Here is a 15,928-nt window from a genome sequence, read left to right on the forward strand (position 1 = left end):
GTCTTATGTTTTGTTGTTGTGTTGGTGTTCGTGGTTGTTGTTGGTTTTGTTTCTTTTGGTTTTGTTTGTGTGGTTGTGGTTTGTGTTGTTGTTGTTGTTGGTGTTTGTTTGGGGGTGGTTGTTGGTGGGGGTGGCGGTGGTGGTGTCGGTGTTGGTGTTGGTGTTGGTGTTGGTGTTGGTGTTGGTGTTGGTGTTGGTGTCGGTGTCGGCGTCGGCGTCGGCGTCGGCGTCGGTGCGGGCGTCGGACCGCCCGAGCATGCGCCGAGGTCTTGCCAGACGCCGTATTGCCCCGCCTGCGACGGATTTTCGCCCTGCGTCCACCACTTGTTCTGATAGTTGCGCCCGTTGTACGTGACACGCGATCCCGCATTCGCATAAACCTGCGATGTCGACCACGCGCTATAGCAAGCACAGGCGGGCGTCGGAGCAGGCGTGGGCGTCGGCGTCGGAGCGGGCGCAGGCGTTCCGCCCGATGCGCCCAGGTCCTTCCAAAGCGTCGGCGTCGAGGACGGCGTCCATCCCGCGCCCGGATAAGCCGTGTGCGATTGCAGCGCCTGATACGTGTGTCCGTTATACGTGACGGTCGTGCCGGCAGGGTAGGTGGTGCCTTCCTGCCACTCCGCGCCGATCGCGCTGACGGAATAGGCGACGAACGCATCCAAGGCGATGGCAGTGGATTTGCACTGCTTATTAAGGCGATTCATCAGAATGGCCTCCTTCGTTTCGTTTTAGATTGCTTGGCACGACGCTTTTTGCTCTGCGACTTACGAATAAACTGCCTGTCATTCGTCAACCAAGAGATGCGGATACAGTGATAATCCAACGCCAAACCACAAACAAGCCAGTTTTGACGATTAGGCTTCCTTCAAATCCGATTTACTGAATTGACCTTGCTGAAACGCGGCGCGTGATTTTCGAATCAATCCGCGCGGACTGTGCGAGTCGTTTTGATAATCGACACGGCGAATGTGTTTTGTATAGAGTCGTCGTGTCGATTGCGTATCGCGACGTGAAGAGTTGAAACGCGAGACGCGCACATATCGCTTCGATATATCCGCGAATCAGTGCGATCGGCGTAAATGCGCCAAAGCTCGAAACGCCGTTCGCGCACGACGTTTTCTACTAATTTCCAAATAACAACGCCCGCAAAAAAGGCCCGCATAAGCGAGCCTTCCTGTGCACCAAAACCAGCGTAAAACGAAACGCGTCAACCGAGCGATTCACGCGCGGCTTTCGCCGCTGCCCGAACCTGATCCGGCGCGGTGCCACCCGCGTGATCGCGGCTCGCGACCGAGCCTTCGAGCGTCAGATACTCGAACACGTCCTCGCCGATCAGATGCACGACGTTCGGCAGTTCCTTTCGCATTTCGTCCAGCGACAAACCCGCGATATCGCATTCGCGATCCACGCAGATCCGCACCGCGTGCGCGACGGCTTCGTGCGCGTCGCGGAAGGCGAGGCCGCGCTTCACGAGATAATCGGCGAGATCGGTTGCGGTCGAGAAACCTTGCAACGCGGCGGCGCGCATCGCTTGCGGTTTGACGGTGATGCCCGACGCCATTTCAGCGAAGATACGCAGCGTGCCGGCGACCGTATCGACGGTATCGAACAGCGGTTCCTTGTCTTCCTGATTGTCCTTGTTGTAGGCGAGCGGCTGGCCTTTCATCAGCGTGAGCAGCGCCATCAGATGGCCGTTCACGCGGCCGGTCTTGCCCCGCGCGAGTTCGGGCACGTCGGGATTCTTCTTCTGCGGCATGATCGACGAACCCGTGCAGAAACGGTCCGCCAGATCGATAAAGCCGACGCGCGGGCTCATCCACAGCACGAGTTCTTCCGAGAAGCGCGACACGTGCGTCATGACCAGCGCGGCCGCCGCCGTGAATTCGATGGCGAAATCGCGATCGGACACGGCATCGAGCGAATTCGCGCAAATGCCGTCGAAGCCGAGCGTCTTCGCGACCGCGTGGCGATCGATCGGATAGCTCGTGCCGGCGAGCGCCGCCGCGCCCAGCGGCAGACGGTTCACGCGCTTGCGGGCGTCGCGCATGCGCTCGGCGTCGCGCGAGAACATTTCGACGTAGGCGAGCAGGTGATGCCCGAACGTCACCGGCTGCGCGACTTGCAGATGCGTGAAGCCCGGCATGATGGTGTCGGCGTTTTTCTCGGCCATGTCGATCAGCGCGACGCGCAGATCGCGCAGCAGATCGACGATACGGTCGATTTCGCCGCGCAGCCACAGGCGGATATCGGTCGCGACCTGATCGTTGCGCGAGCGGCCGGTGTGCAGACGCTTGCCGGCATCGCCGATCAGGGCCGTCAGACGCGCCTCGATGTTCAGATGCACGTCTTCCAGGTCCAGCTTCCACTCGAATTCGCCGCGCTCGATCTCGCCCTTGATCTGCGTCATGCCGCGTTCGATGGCTGCGAGGTCGTCGGCGCTGATGATCTTCTGCGCCGCGAGCATCGACGCGTGCGCGAGCGAGCCCTGAATGTCGACGAGCGCGAGCCGCTTGTCGAAGAACACCGAGGACGTGTAGCGCTTGACGAGCTCCGACATCGGCTCGGAGAAGCGAGCCGACCAGGCTTCCCCTTTTTTGTGGAGTTGGGACGTCATGATGATGTGATCTGCGATGAAAGCGGCCGTTTGCAGCCGGAAGTCCACGATTTTAACAAATGGCGTCAGTCGTTCCCGACCAGAATCACGAGTTTCAGATCTTCGCGATGCGCGGGCTCGATGCGCGGGCTTGAAGGTGATCTGATTGTACACGACGCGCCCGCGCTGCGGATGATTGAACGCGCGCTCGCCGCCTTCGCGCTCGAACACGTCCTGCGACGCCCAGAATCGGGCGAACGCGGCGCTGGCGGCGGAGAGCGTGTCGACCAGCGCGCGCGTCGGCGGATCGTTCAGATGACGGATTGAGTCGGCGCGGAATTCGGCGGCGAGGCGTCGCGCGCGCGTTTCCCAGTCGACGATCAGATCGCGCGCCATCGGCGACGTGAAGGTGTAGGTGAGCAGATTGCGGTCGTGCTCGCCGTCGAGCCAGCCGACGAACAACTCGGCCGCGTGCGCGTTCCAGCGCAGCGCGTTCCACTGGCGGTCGAGCACGTAGGCGGGCGTTTCGATCATCCCGACCGTTTGCAACAACGCGGCGGGTGCATCGAGCGAGGCGGGATCGGGCTCGGCGGGATCGCGCTGGGCGGCCAGTTCGAACAGATACGCCTGTTCCGCGCGCGAAAGCTGCAGCGCGACGGCGATGCGCGCGAGGGCATCGGCGGAGGCGGACACGGGGCGGCCTTGCTCGATCCATGTGTACCAGGTCGGACTGACGCCGCACAGTTGCGCGACTTCCTCGCGACGCAAACCCGGCGTGCGACGGCGCGGGCCGGGCGGCAAACCGACCGCCTGCGGCGACAGCCGTTCGCGATGCGCGCGAATGAAATCGCCGAGCGCGCGCGCGGGCGTTTCGGCGAGAGGATCGTTTTTGTCGGACGGGCTCATTGAGGCTTCGACAGCCGGCTAGTGGTTTGGATACCGGGATAACTACACAACTTGTACCGGTACTGGGCGGGCTCTATTGTAGCGATTCGAGGCGCGCTCGATCCCCCAATCAGTCTTTCCGAACACGGAGACCATCATGAAACACCACGATCAGGTGGCGGATGCATTCGGCAGCACGGCTGCCGCTTATCTCACGAGTCAGGTTCACGCGAGCGGCGCGGATCTGCAGACGCTGTCCGCGACCTTCGCGGCGACCTGCGGCAACGCGCGCGTGCTCGACATGGGTTGCGGGGCGGGGCACGCGAGCTTCGCGGTCGCGCCGCATGTGCGCAAAGTGGTCGCCTACGACATCGCGCCGCCGATGCTCGCCACCGTCGATGCGGCGGCTCGCGAGCGCGGTTTGACGTCGGTTCGCACGCAGCAGGGCGCGGCCGAGTCGCGGCCGTTCGAGGACGGCTCGTTCGATTGGGCCATCAGCCGGATGAGCGCGCATCACTGGCGCGATGTGCCGCGCGCGCTCGCGGAGGTGCGGCGGGTGTTGCGGCCGGGCGGACGCGTGAGGTTTATCGATATCGCGGGTATCGACGATCCTTTGCTCGATACGCATATTCAGGCTGTCGAGCTGCTGCGCGATGCGTCGCATATTCGCGATTATCGGGCGGATGAGTGGATCGCCATGTTCGAGGATGCGGGGTTTCAGGTGCGCGTCAGTGAGCGGTGGCGGATTGCGCTCGAGTTCGATTCCTGGGTTGCGCGGATGAGGACTTCTGATGTGCGCGTGGCGGCGATTCGGGATATGTGGACGCGGGCGCCGGATTAAGTTCGGCAGTACTTTTCTTTACAGCACGATTGCTCGTTTGAGCTTGATGCTTTGATGATTGAGGGTTCTGTTAGGGGATAGGTTTTTGGTGCCTAGTTCTGTTTCTCTTTTTGGTTTGTTTATTCAGTAACCGCCTCCCCGGCGGAGGGGGCACTTTCTTTGCGGCGGCAAAGAAAGTAACCAAAGAAAGCCGCTGGCCGATCCTAAGCACCTTCTTGAGCGGCCGCGGCACAGGAATTTAGACTTGGCACAGCAGTAGCGAGTGTTCGCGCTGGACCTGCGGGCGCTGGTTCCCATGCGATCAGCGCTTTCTCGCCTACCTCGGTAACGGTCCCCTTCGGCTTACTCCGGCCCGCTGCGCGGCCGGTTTAGGGCCGTTCAGGCAACCGGCAGGTATTTTGCGAAACGACCTTGCACGCCTCATCGCTTTGATCGTTATTCGGCCCTACCTTGGTTAGTGTTTCGACGAAATTCATTCGCTGTCGCAGTTCAATCGCAGCAGCGTTTGTCTCGTGTCATGCCGTGCGCCGCCAGCGGTAGAGGCTCGTCAGCATAAGTTTGTCGGTCGGAGCGAGCGTCCGCCCCTGACGATCCGCGGCCGATGCGCAGCAAGTGCACATATTATTTATCGGAGCACTAACCAAGGTAGGGCCGAATAACGAAGAAACCGACGAGGCATTCGAGGTCGTTCCGGTAATTCACTGCCGGTTGCCCAAACGGCCCAAAACCGGCCGCGCGAGCAGGCCGGAGTAAGCCGAAGGGGACCGACCAAGGTGGGCGAGAAAGCGCTGATCGCATGGGAACCAGCGCGCAAACCAAACTTGAAAACACTCGCTACTGCTGTGCCAAGTGTTCAGTACTGTGCCGGGGCCGGCCAAGAAGGTGCTTAGGATCGGACAAGCGGCTTTCTTTGGTCACTTTCTTTGCCGCCGCAAAGAAAGTGACCCCACCGCCGGGGAGGCGGTTACTGCAAAGAAAGCCGCGAAAACAGAACCATAGGCACCAAAAAACCGTTACCCCGTATTCCTCAACCCCGCCGCAATCCCATTAATAGTCAAATGAATCCCCCGCCGAAGCCTCACATTCTGATCCCCAGCCCGATGCCGCTTGAGCAATTCAACCTGAAGGTGATTCAAAGGATCGAGATAAGGAAACCGATTCTTAATAGACCGCGCAAGCAAAGGATTATCCGCTAGCCGATCACGCTTCCCAGTAATCTCAGCGAGTACGGAAGAAGTCCGCTCATGCTCCGCAACGATCCGATCGAACACATGCTTACGCAGCTTCTTATCGGACACGAGCTGCGCATACCGCGACGCGACAGCCAGATCGGTCTTGGCCAGCACCATATCCATGTTGGACAACAGGTTCTTGAAGAACGGCCAGGTCTTGTGCATTTTGCGCAGCAGCCCAAACCGCTTCGTGCGTTCGGCGTCCGAACCCGCGCCATCGAGATAAGCCGACACCGCGCTGCCGAAGCCATACCAGCCCGTCAGCAGCAAGCGACATTGCCCCCACGAAAAGCCCCACGGAATCGCGCGTAAATCCTCGATCTTGCGCTTCTTCGGATCCTGCAACTTGCGCGACGCCGGCCGGCTGCCGATGTTCAATTCCGCGATCTCCGCAATCGGCGTCGACGAGAAGAAGTAGTCGGTGAAGCCCGGCGTCTCGTACACGAGCGCGCGATACGCCGCCATCGCGGAATCGGAAAGCGTTTGCATCGCGGCTTCGAATTTCGGCAGTTCGGCGGGCGCGTTCTCGTGCGGCAGGAGGGAAGCTTCGAGCGTCGCCGCGACCACCGTTTCCAGATTGCGTCGGCCGATTTCGGGATTGCCGAACTTGCTGGCGATCACCTCGCCCTGTTCGGTGAGACGGATCTGCCCGTCGACCGTGCCGGGCGGCTGCGACAGAATCGCCTGATAGGTCGGGCCGCCGCCGCGTCCGACCGTGCCGCCGCGACCGTGGAACAGACGCAGCGTCGTGCCGCGCTTCTTGAATAGCGCGACCAGCGCCAGTTCCGCGTTGTACAGCTCCCAGTTCGACGTGAGAAAACCGCCGTCCTTGTTGCTGTCCGAATAGCCAAGCATCACTTCCTGCTCGTTGCCCTGATTTTCGATCAGCGCATCGATGCCCGGCAGCTTGAAATACTCGTCCATGATGACCGGCGCATTGCGCAGGTCGGCGATGGTCTCGAACAGCGGAATCACCATCACGCCGTCGCGCGGCGGATCGTCCTTGCTGCCGAGATAGCCGCGCAGCACGCCGGTTTCCTTCTGCAACAGCATCACTTCGAGCAGATCGCTGACGGTTTCCGTATGCGAAATGATGTAGTTGCGCACCGCCCGCGCGCCGTATTTCTCGCGCGTGATGCGCGCCTCTTCGAGCACGCCGAGTTCGCTTTTCGCGAGGTCCGAATAGTCCGCGTACGGCAGACGCAGCGGACGCGGTTGCGCCAGTTCCTTCAGCAGCACCGCGCGCTTTTCTTCCTCGGACAGCGCGGAATAATCCGCGATCACGCCCGCGCGCGCAAACAGTTCGGTGATAACGGCTTCGTGGATATCCGAACTCTGCCGCAAGTCGATGCTCGCCAGATGAAAGCCGAACACTTCCGATGCCCGCGCGAGCGGCGCCAATCGCAGCAGCGACAACGACGCGCCATGATGCTGCGCCAGCGAATCGATCAGCACATGCAGGTCGCGCGTGAACTCGGCGGCATCGGCGTAAGGCGTCGCGCGCACGGACGCGGCACCGCGGCCCGCGCTGCGCAGCGCCACCGCGCCTTCGCCCAGACGCACGCGCGCGCTCGCCGCGAGTCGGGTGTAAATGCCGATCAGCGCGCGCCGATACGGCTCGTCCGTGCGATGCGGCGACGCATCGGGCGAGGCGTCGGCAAGCGCCTTGAGGGCATCGCTCGAACCGGACAGCAAGTCGGACACGGACAGTTCCGCGCCGAGTTTGTGCACCTGTTCGAGATAGTGTTCGAAAATGACAGTCGCTTGCCGCGTAATGGCGGCATCGAGTGTTTCGGCGGTGACATTCGGATTGCCGTCGCGGTCGCCGCCGATCCAGCTTCCCATCTGCAGGAACGGGGGCAGCCGCGCGGGCAGGCCGTGCTCGGCCAGCGCGCCTTCGATATCGGCGTACAGCGCGGGAATCTCTTCGAGGAAAGTCGCGCGGTAATAGGACAGCGCGTTTTCGATTTCATCGGAAACGGTCAGGCGCGCGTCGCGCAACATGCGCGTCTGCCACAGCGAGGTCACGCGCGCGCGCAGCACCGATTCGTTGCGGGCGCGCTCGCGGCCGGTCAGTTCCTGATCGCGTTCGGCGAGCAGACGCGCGATATCGTGCTGCGCATCGAGAATCGACTTGCGCGAGACTTCGGTCGGATGCGCGGTGAGCACGGGCACGATCAGTGCGTCGTCGAAAAACTTCTGCAGCATCTTGCGCGTCGCGCTGACGTTCTTCTGCTCGCGCATCCGCTCGATGGCATAGGCGATGGTGCCCGGCTGCAGCGCGGAACCGGCCAGCGCGTGAATGCGGCGGCGCCGGTTGTGATGCCGGTCCTCGGCGATATTCGCCAGATGCGAAAAATAGCTGAACGCGCGCACGACCGAGACCGTCTGCTCCGGCGACAGCGCGCGCAGCTTCTTCTCCAGCGCCTGCGACGCGTCGATGTCGTCCTCGCGGCGGAACTTCACCGCCGTCTGACGAATGGCCTCGACGACATCGAACACCGCGTCGCCTTCCTGTTCGCGCAGCACGTCGCCGAGCAGGCGGCCGAGATAGCGGATGTCTTCGAACAGCGGCCGATCCTTATCGTCGCGCGCGCGGCCCGATGCGCGCGCGGGCGCGGCGGCTTGCTCGGCGTGGTCGATGGCATCGGCGTCGCCATTCGCCTTGGGCGGCAGCTTCGCGGCTTTCGGTGCTTTCGCGGCTTTCGGCACCTTGGGCGCGACGTCCGCCTTCGACGCCTTCACGGCGCTCGCGGCTTTCGTTTGCATGACGCGGGACGACGGCGCGGCGTTCGGCGCGTCGGAGAGAGAGTCGGGCGATGCGGCAGTGCGGCGCGCGTTGCGTGCCGGTCCGGAAGACGTCACGTGTGTTCTCCTCTATAGCTGCAAGACCAAGGTACAACGTCAAAATTCATCGACGCTCGGCGATTGAAGCGGACGCGTTGCGCGTCGTGGCCGGGTCGTGGTGGACCGGGCAATGCGAACGGACGTGCGCGGATATCGCTCGCCGATGCACGGCTCCCCGATCGGAGAAATGCCGCCGCAGGCCCTGCCGAAAACCGTCGAAGCACCCTGAAAGGCGCACCGCACAAGGCTTCGCGCGGCGCTCGTCCCTAATTGGACCTTGGTATGCGTGCTACCATTGTTCGTTATTTCATCCCGTCATTCCATCGAGCATCAATGAATTCCGAGACGCATTCGACGACACCGCCCGAGACGCTCATCATCGCCTCGCGGGAGAGCCGACTGGCCATGTGGCAGGCCGAGCATGTACGGTGTGCGCTGCACAAATTATATCCACGTTGCGACGTGAAAATCCTCGGAATGACGACGCGCGGTGACCAGATTCTGGATCGCACGCTGTCGAAGGTCGGCGGCAAGGGTTTGTTCGTCAAGGAACTCGAAGCCGCGCTTGCCGACGGCCGCGCCGATCTCGCCGTGCATTCGCTCAAGGATGTGCCGATGCAACTGCCCGACGGCTTCACGCTCGGCGCGATTCTCGAGCGCGAAGATCCGACCGATGCCTTCGTGTCGCGGCACTACGCGTCGCTCGACGAACTGCCGGCGGGCAGCATCGTCGGCACGTCGAGCCTGCGCCGCGAAGCGATGATCCGCATGCGCTTTCCGCATCTGGAAGTGCGCCCGCTGCGCGGCAATCTCGATACGCGTCTGGGTAAGCTCGATCGCGGCGATTACGCGGCGATCATCCTCGCGTCGGCCGGGCTGATTCGCCTCGGCATGGAAGCGCGGATTCGCGCGCGGCTGGATTCGTCGGAGAGTTTACCGGCGGCGGGGCAGGGCGCGCTCGGCATCGAGATTCGCGCGGATCGGCCGGAACTTGCCGCATGGCTCGCGCCGCTGCATGACGACAAGACCGCGCTCGCCGTCGAAGCGGAGCGCGCGGTATCACGTGCGCTGGGCAGCAGTTGCGAGGTGCCGCTCGCCGCGTTCGCGCAATGGCAGGGCGATGCGCTGCATCTACGCGGCATCGTGTCGATGCCCGATGGCCGTCGCGTGCTGCGCGCCGAGGAAAGCGCGCAAGCGCCCGACCTCGCCGCCGCGCTCGAACTGGGCCGCCGCGTCTCGTCCGATCTCGAAGCGCAAGGCGCGATGGAAATCGTCGGCGCGCTCACCACCATGCACCATACGGACGGTCCGAACACCGCGCCAAAGGGGACGAAATCCTGATGGCGAGCGAGCGCCGCGCCACCCTGGTCATCACGCGTCCGGGCGGGCATTCGTCCGGGCTGATCGCGCAACTGCACGGCGCGGGCTTCGATACGCTCGAATTCCCGCTCATCGACATCGCGCCGGTCGCCGACGAAGCGCCCTTGCGCGCCGCGCTCGACGAGCTCTACGGGCCGCACACGCTGCGTTACGCGCTGGTCGTGTTCGTATCGCCGAACGCGATCGACAAATCCTTCATCAAGCTCGACGCGCGCTGGCCGGTGGAAGTACCGGTCGCGGTGGTCGGCCCGGGCAGCATCGCGGCGTTGGCGCGCAACGGCGTGCGCGAACCGACCTACACCGTCATCAGCCCGTCGACCGAACATGCCGATCCGCGTTTCGATTCCGAAGCGTTGTACACGGCTATCGAGGCGCATTTCGGCGAGGCCGGTCTGGAAGGCAAGCGCGTGCTGATCGTGCGCGGCGACGGCGGCCGCGAATGGCTTGCCGAACGCATGACCGAAGCGGGCGCGGGCGTGGAAAAGGTGGCGGCGTATCGGCGCGTGCTGCCCGAACCGTCGATGCAAAAGTGGGAGCGCATCCACGCGCTGCTCGCTGGCGAATCTCACGCGTGGCTGCTCACCAGTTCCGAAGGCGTGCGCAATCTCGACGAACTCGCGCGCGAACATCTCACCGCCGACGAAATCGCGCGGCTCAAGCGCGCGCCGATCGTCTGCCCGCACCCGCGCATCACCGAAGCCGCGCGCCAGAGCGGTTTTGATACGATTACGGTGTCCGGCGCGGGAGATGAACGCATCGTCGAGTCGATCGATGCATTATTCCCGCGCGCGGCCGCTGCCAGCGCGCACGCATCCGCGACGGCGGACGCTAAAGCAAACGCGGCATCATCAGCAGCAGAAACGCAGTCGGCCACAGCGCTGGCCCACCAACCGGCTCAATCACGCATGACTGATTCGAACGATTCCAAGAAAGATTCACCTCAGCCGAACGTGACCTCGTCCCTGCCGCCGAACAAGCCTTTCACGCCGTACGAGCAGCAGGAAAAGCGGCGCGGCAGTCCGGGCATGGCGTTGCTGTGGCTCGTCATCGTCATTCTCGCGGTGGCGGCGGGCGCGTTCGTCCTGAACCGCAAGTTCGACCGCAACAATCAGCAACTCGCGCAGCAAGTGGCGCAAGCCGATGCGCAAAACGCCGAACTGCGCGCCAAGTCCGATCAGGCCGCGAGCGCGACCGCCGCGCTCAACACGCAGCTCATCCAGTTGCAAGGCAAGCTCTCCGATGCCGAAGCGCACAGTCAGGCGCTGCAGCAGCAATATCAGGATCTGGCGAGCAATCGCGACGACTGGACCATCGCGGAAGTCGAGCAGATTCTGTCGAGCGCCAGCCAGCAGCTTCAGTTGACCGGCAACGTGCAACTCGCGCTGTTCGCGCTGCAAAGCGCCGACGAGCGCCTCGCCGCGACCAACGGCCCGCAGGTCGTCGTGATCCGCAAGGCGATCGCCTCCGACATCGACAAGTTGAAGTCGACGCCGAGCACCGATCTCACGGGTCTCGCCATCAAGCTAGATACGGCCATCGAACAGATCGATCAGCTGCCGCTGATGGGCGAAGCGCCGATCGCGCAGCCGCGCGCGCAGGCCGCGCAACCGGCCGACAGCGCATCGATCGCGGCGGCGACCGGCGAGCCGCGCTGGAAGGTGCTGTGGCGGCAGATCACGAGCGGCATCGGGCAGCAGTTGTCGAGCCTCGTGTCGGTGCGCCGCATCGACAACGCCGACGCCATGTTGACGTCGCCGGATCAGGGTTACTTCGTGCGCGAAAACGTCAAGCTGCGTCTGCTGTCCGCGCGTCTGTCGCTGCTGTCGCGCAGCGAACCCACGCTCAAGTCGGATCTGCAAGCCGCCGATGCCGCGCTCGGACGCTACTTCGATCCGTCGTCGAAGAAGGTTCAGGCCGTGCGCGATCTCGTCAAGCAAGTCGATAGCGCGTCGCCCGCCGTCTCGCTGCCGAATCTGAACGCGAGTCTCGCCGCCGTCCATCAGTTCAAGCGAGGCGGATGATGACGATTCGAGGACTCATCTGGCTGGCGCTGCTGTTCGCCTTCGCGGTGATCGTCGCCACGGTCGGCGGCTTCGATGGCGGGCAGATTCTGCTGGTCATTCCGCCGTATCGCGTGGACGTGTCGCTGAATCTGTTCGTGGTGGCGCTGGTGGTGCTGTTCATCGTGCTGTACGGCGTGATCCGCGCGTTTCGCGGCGTCTGGAGCATGCCGGGGCGCGTGGCGGCGTATCGCGCGCGCAGCAAGCAGAACAAGGCCAACCATTCCCTGCGCGATGCGGTCGGCCATCTGTATGCGGGCCGCTTCTCGAAGGCCGAGAAATCCGCCCGCGATGCCTTGATCGTCGATGACAACAAAGGCGCGGCGAGTCTGGTCGGCGCGAGCGCGGCGCATCGTCTGCACGAGTATTCGCGGCGCGACGAATGGCTCGCGCAAGTCTCCGTCGCGGACTGGCAGGACGCGCGCCTGATGGCCACCGCCGACATGCGCGCCGATGGCCGCGACGCGGACGGCGCGCTCGTCGCGCTCACCGAGATGCAGGCGCAGGGCGGCCGGCGCATCCATGCGCAGCAAATCGCGTTGCGCGCGCAACAGCAGTTGAAGAACTGGGGCGAAGTGCTCAAGCTGGTGCGCATGCTGGAAAAGCGCGAGGCACTGCATCCGGCGGTCGCGGTGCGGCTGCGTCAGGTGGCGTCGGAGAATCTGCTGCGCGATCGCCGGCACAATCCGGACGCGCTGCTCGAGTTCTGGCAGACGCTGACACCCGCCGAGCGCCAGTCGCCGCGTCTGGCCGATCTCGCGGCGGAGTTGCTGATCGCGCTGGATCGTCGCGCGGAGGCGCGCAAGATCGTCGAGGAAGCGCTGTCGCATAACTGGGACGCGCGGCTGTTGCGGCGCTATCCGGATTGCATCGTCGAAGGCGACGCTTTCCCGCTGATTCAGCGCGCCGAAGCGTGGCAGAAGGAGCGCACCGAAGACGCCGATCTGCTGTTCACGCTGGGCCGGCTGTGTCTGCATCAGCAGTTGTGGGGCAAGGCGCAGGCGTTCCTCGAACAGGCGCTGAAGCTGGCCGAGGACGAACCGCTGCGGATTCGCACGCATCGCGCGCTGGCGCGGCTGCACGAGCAACTCGGCGATGCGGACAAGGCCGCCGAGCATTATCGCGCGAGCGCGCTGGCGATGAACGTCGTCTGATCGGCCGCGCCCGCAGCAACGAAAAAGCCGCATGAGTCACGAAGACCATGCGGCTTTTTTGCGTCCGGCGAAGCCTTGAGACTTAGTACGTCGGCACGTTCGGATCGACCTGTTTCGACCAGGCGTCGATGCCGCCGAACAGGTTGTACACGTTGGTGAAGCCGCGCGATTCCAGGAACATGCCGACCGACGCACTGCGCGCGCCGTGATGGCAGATGCATACAACCGGCGCATCGTCGTCCAGCTCTTCGCTGCGCGCGGGAATGTCGCGCATCGGGATGGTGACGATATTGGCCATGCTCGCGGTCTGGATTTCCCACGGCTCGCGCACGTCGAGCAGAACGGGAGCAGGGCGCGAGGAATCGGCGAGCCAGGCGGCGAGTTCGGGTGCGGAAAGATTTTGCATGAGCGCTCGATGCAGGGACGATGCGCGATGCCGGACAACCACCCGGCATCGGCATGTGAAAAGGAGTTAGAACTTGAACGCCGACGGATGCACCGCGTTCTTGAGCGGCGACACCAGCGTTTCGAAGATGTCCGACACGCGGAATTGCTTCTCGTCGACGCGCGTGATGATCTGCGCCTTCATGACCGGCGCGGTGCCCACGAACGCGGCGATCCGGCCGCCGACCTTCAGCTGTTCGAGGAATTCCTGCGGCATGACCGGCAGGCCGCCCGACACGCAGATGACATCGTACGGACCGTCGTCGGGCCAGCCGAGCGCGCCGTCGCCGTTGATGACTTCGGCGTTGGCCACGCCGTTGGCGGCGAGGTTCTGCTTCGCGAAATCGGCCAGTTCCGGCGAGATTTCGACAGTTTTCACGCTGCGGCCGCGATGCGCCAGCAGCGCCGCCATATAGCCCGAGCCCGCGCCGATTTCCAGCACCGTCTCGCCCTTGTGGACCGCCAGTTCCTGCAGCACGCGCGCCTCGACTTTCGGCGACAGCATGCGCTGGCCGCCGGGCAGCGGCACTTCCAGATCCGCGAAAGCGATATTGCGGTACGCGGCGGGAACGAAGTTCTCACGCTTGACGATCGATAGGAGATTCAGGACGTCCTGGTCCAGCACTTCCCAGGGACGAATCTGTTGCTCGATCATGTTGAAACGCGCTTGCTCGATGTTCATGTTCTGTGTGCGCTATGTGCGTAGGGAGTGACCGCCGGCGTGACGCCCGCAAGCCTGAGCGTGGGCTAGAAAACCTGTCGATTGTAGCAAAAGGACGGCTTTGGCCGCCCGCGCGCGCGTTCGCCCGCTAGTGAGGCAGCCGGATATCGAACTTGAAGGTGACCAGCCGCGCGATCAGGATGAACGCCGTCGAAATCAGCACGTTGTAGATCGTGTCGACGTCCAGTTCGGCGAGTCCCAGATAGATCCAGCAGCCCGCGAACGCGCACACCGCGTAAGGGCGCGAGTCGCGCAGGATCAGCGGAATCTCGTTGCAGAGCACGTCGCGGATCACGCCGCCGAACACGCCCGTGACGACGCCCATCATCGTCGCGGTGAAGGCGGGCATCTGGGCGTCGAGCGCGATCGACGTGCCCGACACGCTGAACAGCCCGAGGCCGATGGCATCGGTGATCAGCAGCGCGCGCTGGTCGAACAGGCGCGAGGTCACGCGCAGGAAGTACGGCGCGAAGATCGCCATCGCGAAGACGACGAGCACGTAATCCTGATGGATCACCCAGTAAAACGGCCGGCGCGACAGCAAGACGTCGCGCACCGTGCCGCCGCCGAACGCGGTGACGAGCGCCACGAAAAAAGCGCCGACTGCATCGAGCCGGCGCTTTCTTGCTTCGATGAGACCGGAAAACGCGTACGCGAAGATCGCGAGCGCCATCCATGATGGAGATGGCGAGGGTGAGTCTAGGATGCACTTTCGGGTCCGGCCTTACGGTTCTGCGGCTTGTCGTGCGGGTGATTATGATGCCGCGGCGCGCCGCCCGGCTGCAGCAGCACGAGCACCGCGCCCGCGCCGCCGTCGTGCGGACGCGCCTGACAGAACGCGATCACTTCTTCCTTCTGTACGAGCCACGCGCGCACCTTGCCTTTGAGCACCGGTTCCTTGCCGATCGAACCGAGCCCCTTGCCGTGAATCACGCGCAGACAGCGCAGCCCGCGCTTCACGGCTTCGCGGATGAAGTCCGCCAGCGCCTCGCGCGCTTCCTCGCGCCGCATGCCGTGCAGATCGAGTTGCGCCTGCACGATCCACGCGCCGCGCCGCAGCTTCCTGACCACTTCCTGACTCACGCCCGGCCGATAGTACGACAGCGTTTCGTCGATATCGAGCAGGCTTTCGGGATCGTATTCGTCGGAAAGCGCTTCCTGCAGCACCGCTTCCTCGTCGAGGCGGCTTTGCAGCAGCGGGGGCGGCGTGCGCGTCATGGTCGTGCGCGGCGGCGTCTTGAGCGGCTCCACTTCGCCGATCGAACGGCGGAACTCGTCCGCTTCGGCGACGGCTTCACGTTCCGCGCGCGCGGCGGCCACGCGCTCGACGTCGCGCTTGTCGGCGTCGGCCTTCAGCGCGCGCTTGAGCGATGCGAGTCCGGCGAGCCCGTCGCGCCTGACGGCATCCGCGACATCGACGGGCTTCGGCGCTTCGGGCGCGGCAGGACGCGGCGCGGGCGCGCGGCGCACTTTCGGTTCGTTCGGATGGGGCTGGTTCTTCGGCATCGTTCGAGGCGCGGAATGACGCGGGAGAGTGGGGTGCAACGACGTGCGCGGCTCGAGCGAGCAAAAACAAAACGGGCCGGCGGCGTGAACCGTGGCCCGTCGTGTTTCGCATCGTAGCATCGTCAGCGGGCGAGCACCATTCTAAGTGCGCCGGTAGACCGGCAAGGAGTAGGTGGTGAAAGTCCACTGCGATGAAGGAGTAGCGAACCACATCGGCCCCGAGCCGTGCGCAGGTCACCGCGAGGTGATCGGCGAAGCGTCGGCA

Annotated in this window: 9 protein-coding genes and 3 pseudogenes; 4 read left to right on the forward strand and 8 right to left on the reverse strand. The window is 63.8% G+C overall.

Annotated elements, in window-relative coordinates:
- The 3 genes and pseudogenes from BVER_RS34760 to BVER_RS34770 form a co-directional block, all read right to left on the reverse strand.
- A partial coding sequence (locus BVER_RS34760) for a carbohydrate-binding protein (RefSeq protein ID WP_332309157.1) occupies positions 1-704 on the reverse strand: 704 nt, incomplete at its 3' end.
- A 503-nt stretch (positions 705-1,207) separates the two neighbouring features.
- On the reverse strand, positions 1,208-2,614 hold the full coding sequence (argH, locus tag BVER_RS34765; RefSeq protein ID WP_050455995.1) for an argininosuccinate lyase: 1,407 nt from the start codon (positions 2,612-2,614) through the stop codon (positions 1,208-1,210).
- A gap of 123 nt (positions 2,615-2,737) precedes the next feature.
- A pseudogene (locus BVER_RS34770) lies at positions 2,738-3,499 on the reverse strand (helix-turn-helix transcriptional regulator); the annotation flags it as partial.
- Between the two features lie 136 nt (positions 3,500-3,635).
- Between BVER_RS34770 and BVER_RS27735 the strand changes: the two are divergent.
- Positions 3,636-4,400 (forward strand): annotated as a pseudogene (locus BVER_RS27735) (class I SAM-dependent methyltransferase).
- A gap of 932 nt (positions 4,401-5,332) precedes the next feature.
- Here BVER_RS27735 and ppc read toward each other — a convergent pair.
- Positions 5,333-8,416 carry a phosphoenolpyruvate carboxylase gene (gene ppc / locus BVER_RS27740; RefSeq protein WP_050455988.1) on the reverse strand — a complete coding sequence of 1,028 codons (3,084 nt, stop codon included), beginning with the start codon at positions 8,414-8,416 and terminating at the stop codon, positions 5,333-5,335.
- 315 nt (positions 8,417-8,731) lie between these two features.
- On the opposite strand from ppc, the gene hemC reads away from it, so the two are divergent.
- The 3 genes from hemC to BVER_RS27755 are packed head-to-tail and all read left to right on the forward strand — an operon-like array spanning position 8,732 to position 12,992.
- A complete protein-coding gene (gene hemC / locus BVER_RS27745; RefSeq protein WP_050455989.1) occupies positions 8,732-9,739 on the forward strand; it encodes a hydroxymethylbilane synthase in 1,008 nt (335 codons plus the stop codon).
- Positions 9,739-11,799 carry a fused uroporphyrinogen-III synthase HemD/membrane protein HemX gene (gene hemDX, locus BVER_RS27750; protein ID WP_050455990.1) on the forward strand — a complete coding sequence of 687 codons (2,061 nt, stop codon included), beginning with the start codon at positions 9,739-9,741 and terminating at the stop codon, positions 11,797-11,799. Before hemC ends, hemDX begins: the two co-directional genes overlap by 1 nt.
- Positions 11,799-12,992, forward strand: a complete 1,194-nt coding sequence (locus tag BVER_RS27755) for a heme biosynthesis protein HemY (RefSeq protein ID WP_198155443.1) — start codon at positions 11,799-11,801, stop codon at positions 12,990-12,992. The genes hemDX and BVER_RS27755 overlap by 1 nt, the downstream gene beginning before the upstream one ends.
- An 82-nt stretch (positions 12,993-13,074) precedes the next feature.
- On the opposite strand, the gene BVER_RS27760 is transcribed toward BVER_RS27755, so the two are convergent.
- The 4 genes and pseudogenes from BVER_RS27760 to BVER_RS27775 form a co-directional block, all read right to left on the reverse strand.
- On the reverse strand, positions 13,075-13,398 hold the full coding sequence (locus BVER_RS27760) for a rhodanese-like domain-containing protein (RefSeq protein WP_050455992.1): 324 nt from the start codon (positions 13,396-13,398) through the stop codon (positions 13,075-13,077).
- Positions 13,399-13,464: 66 nt separating this feature from the next.
- A complete protein-coding gene (locus BVER_RS27765) occupies positions 13,465-14,118 on the reverse strand; it encodes a protein-L-isoaspartate O-methyltransferase family protein (RefSeq protein WP_050455993.1) in 654 nt (217 codons plus the stop codon).
- 127 nt (positions 14,119-14,245) lie between these two features.
- Positions 14,246-14,834 (reverse strand): annotated as a pseudogene (locus BVER_RS27770) (trimeric intracellular cation channel family protein).
- Between the two features lie 22 nt (positions 14,835-14,856).
- The gene (locus tag BVER_RS27775) at positions 14,857-15,663 is read right to left on the reverse strand and encodes a Smr/MutS family protein (protein WP_050455994.1); all 807 of its coding nucleotides are present in this window, start codon (positions 15,661-15,663) and stop codon (positions 14,857-14,859) included.
- Between the last annotated feature and the right edge of the window lie 265 nt (positions 15,664-15,928).

Source organism: Candidatus Burkholderia verschuerenii (genome assembly GCF_001189365.1).
In the GTDB taxonomy this organism is placed as follows: domain Bacteria; phylum Pseudomonadota; class Gammaproteobacteria; order Burkholderiales; family Burkholderiaceae; genus Caballeronia; species Caballeronia verschuerenii.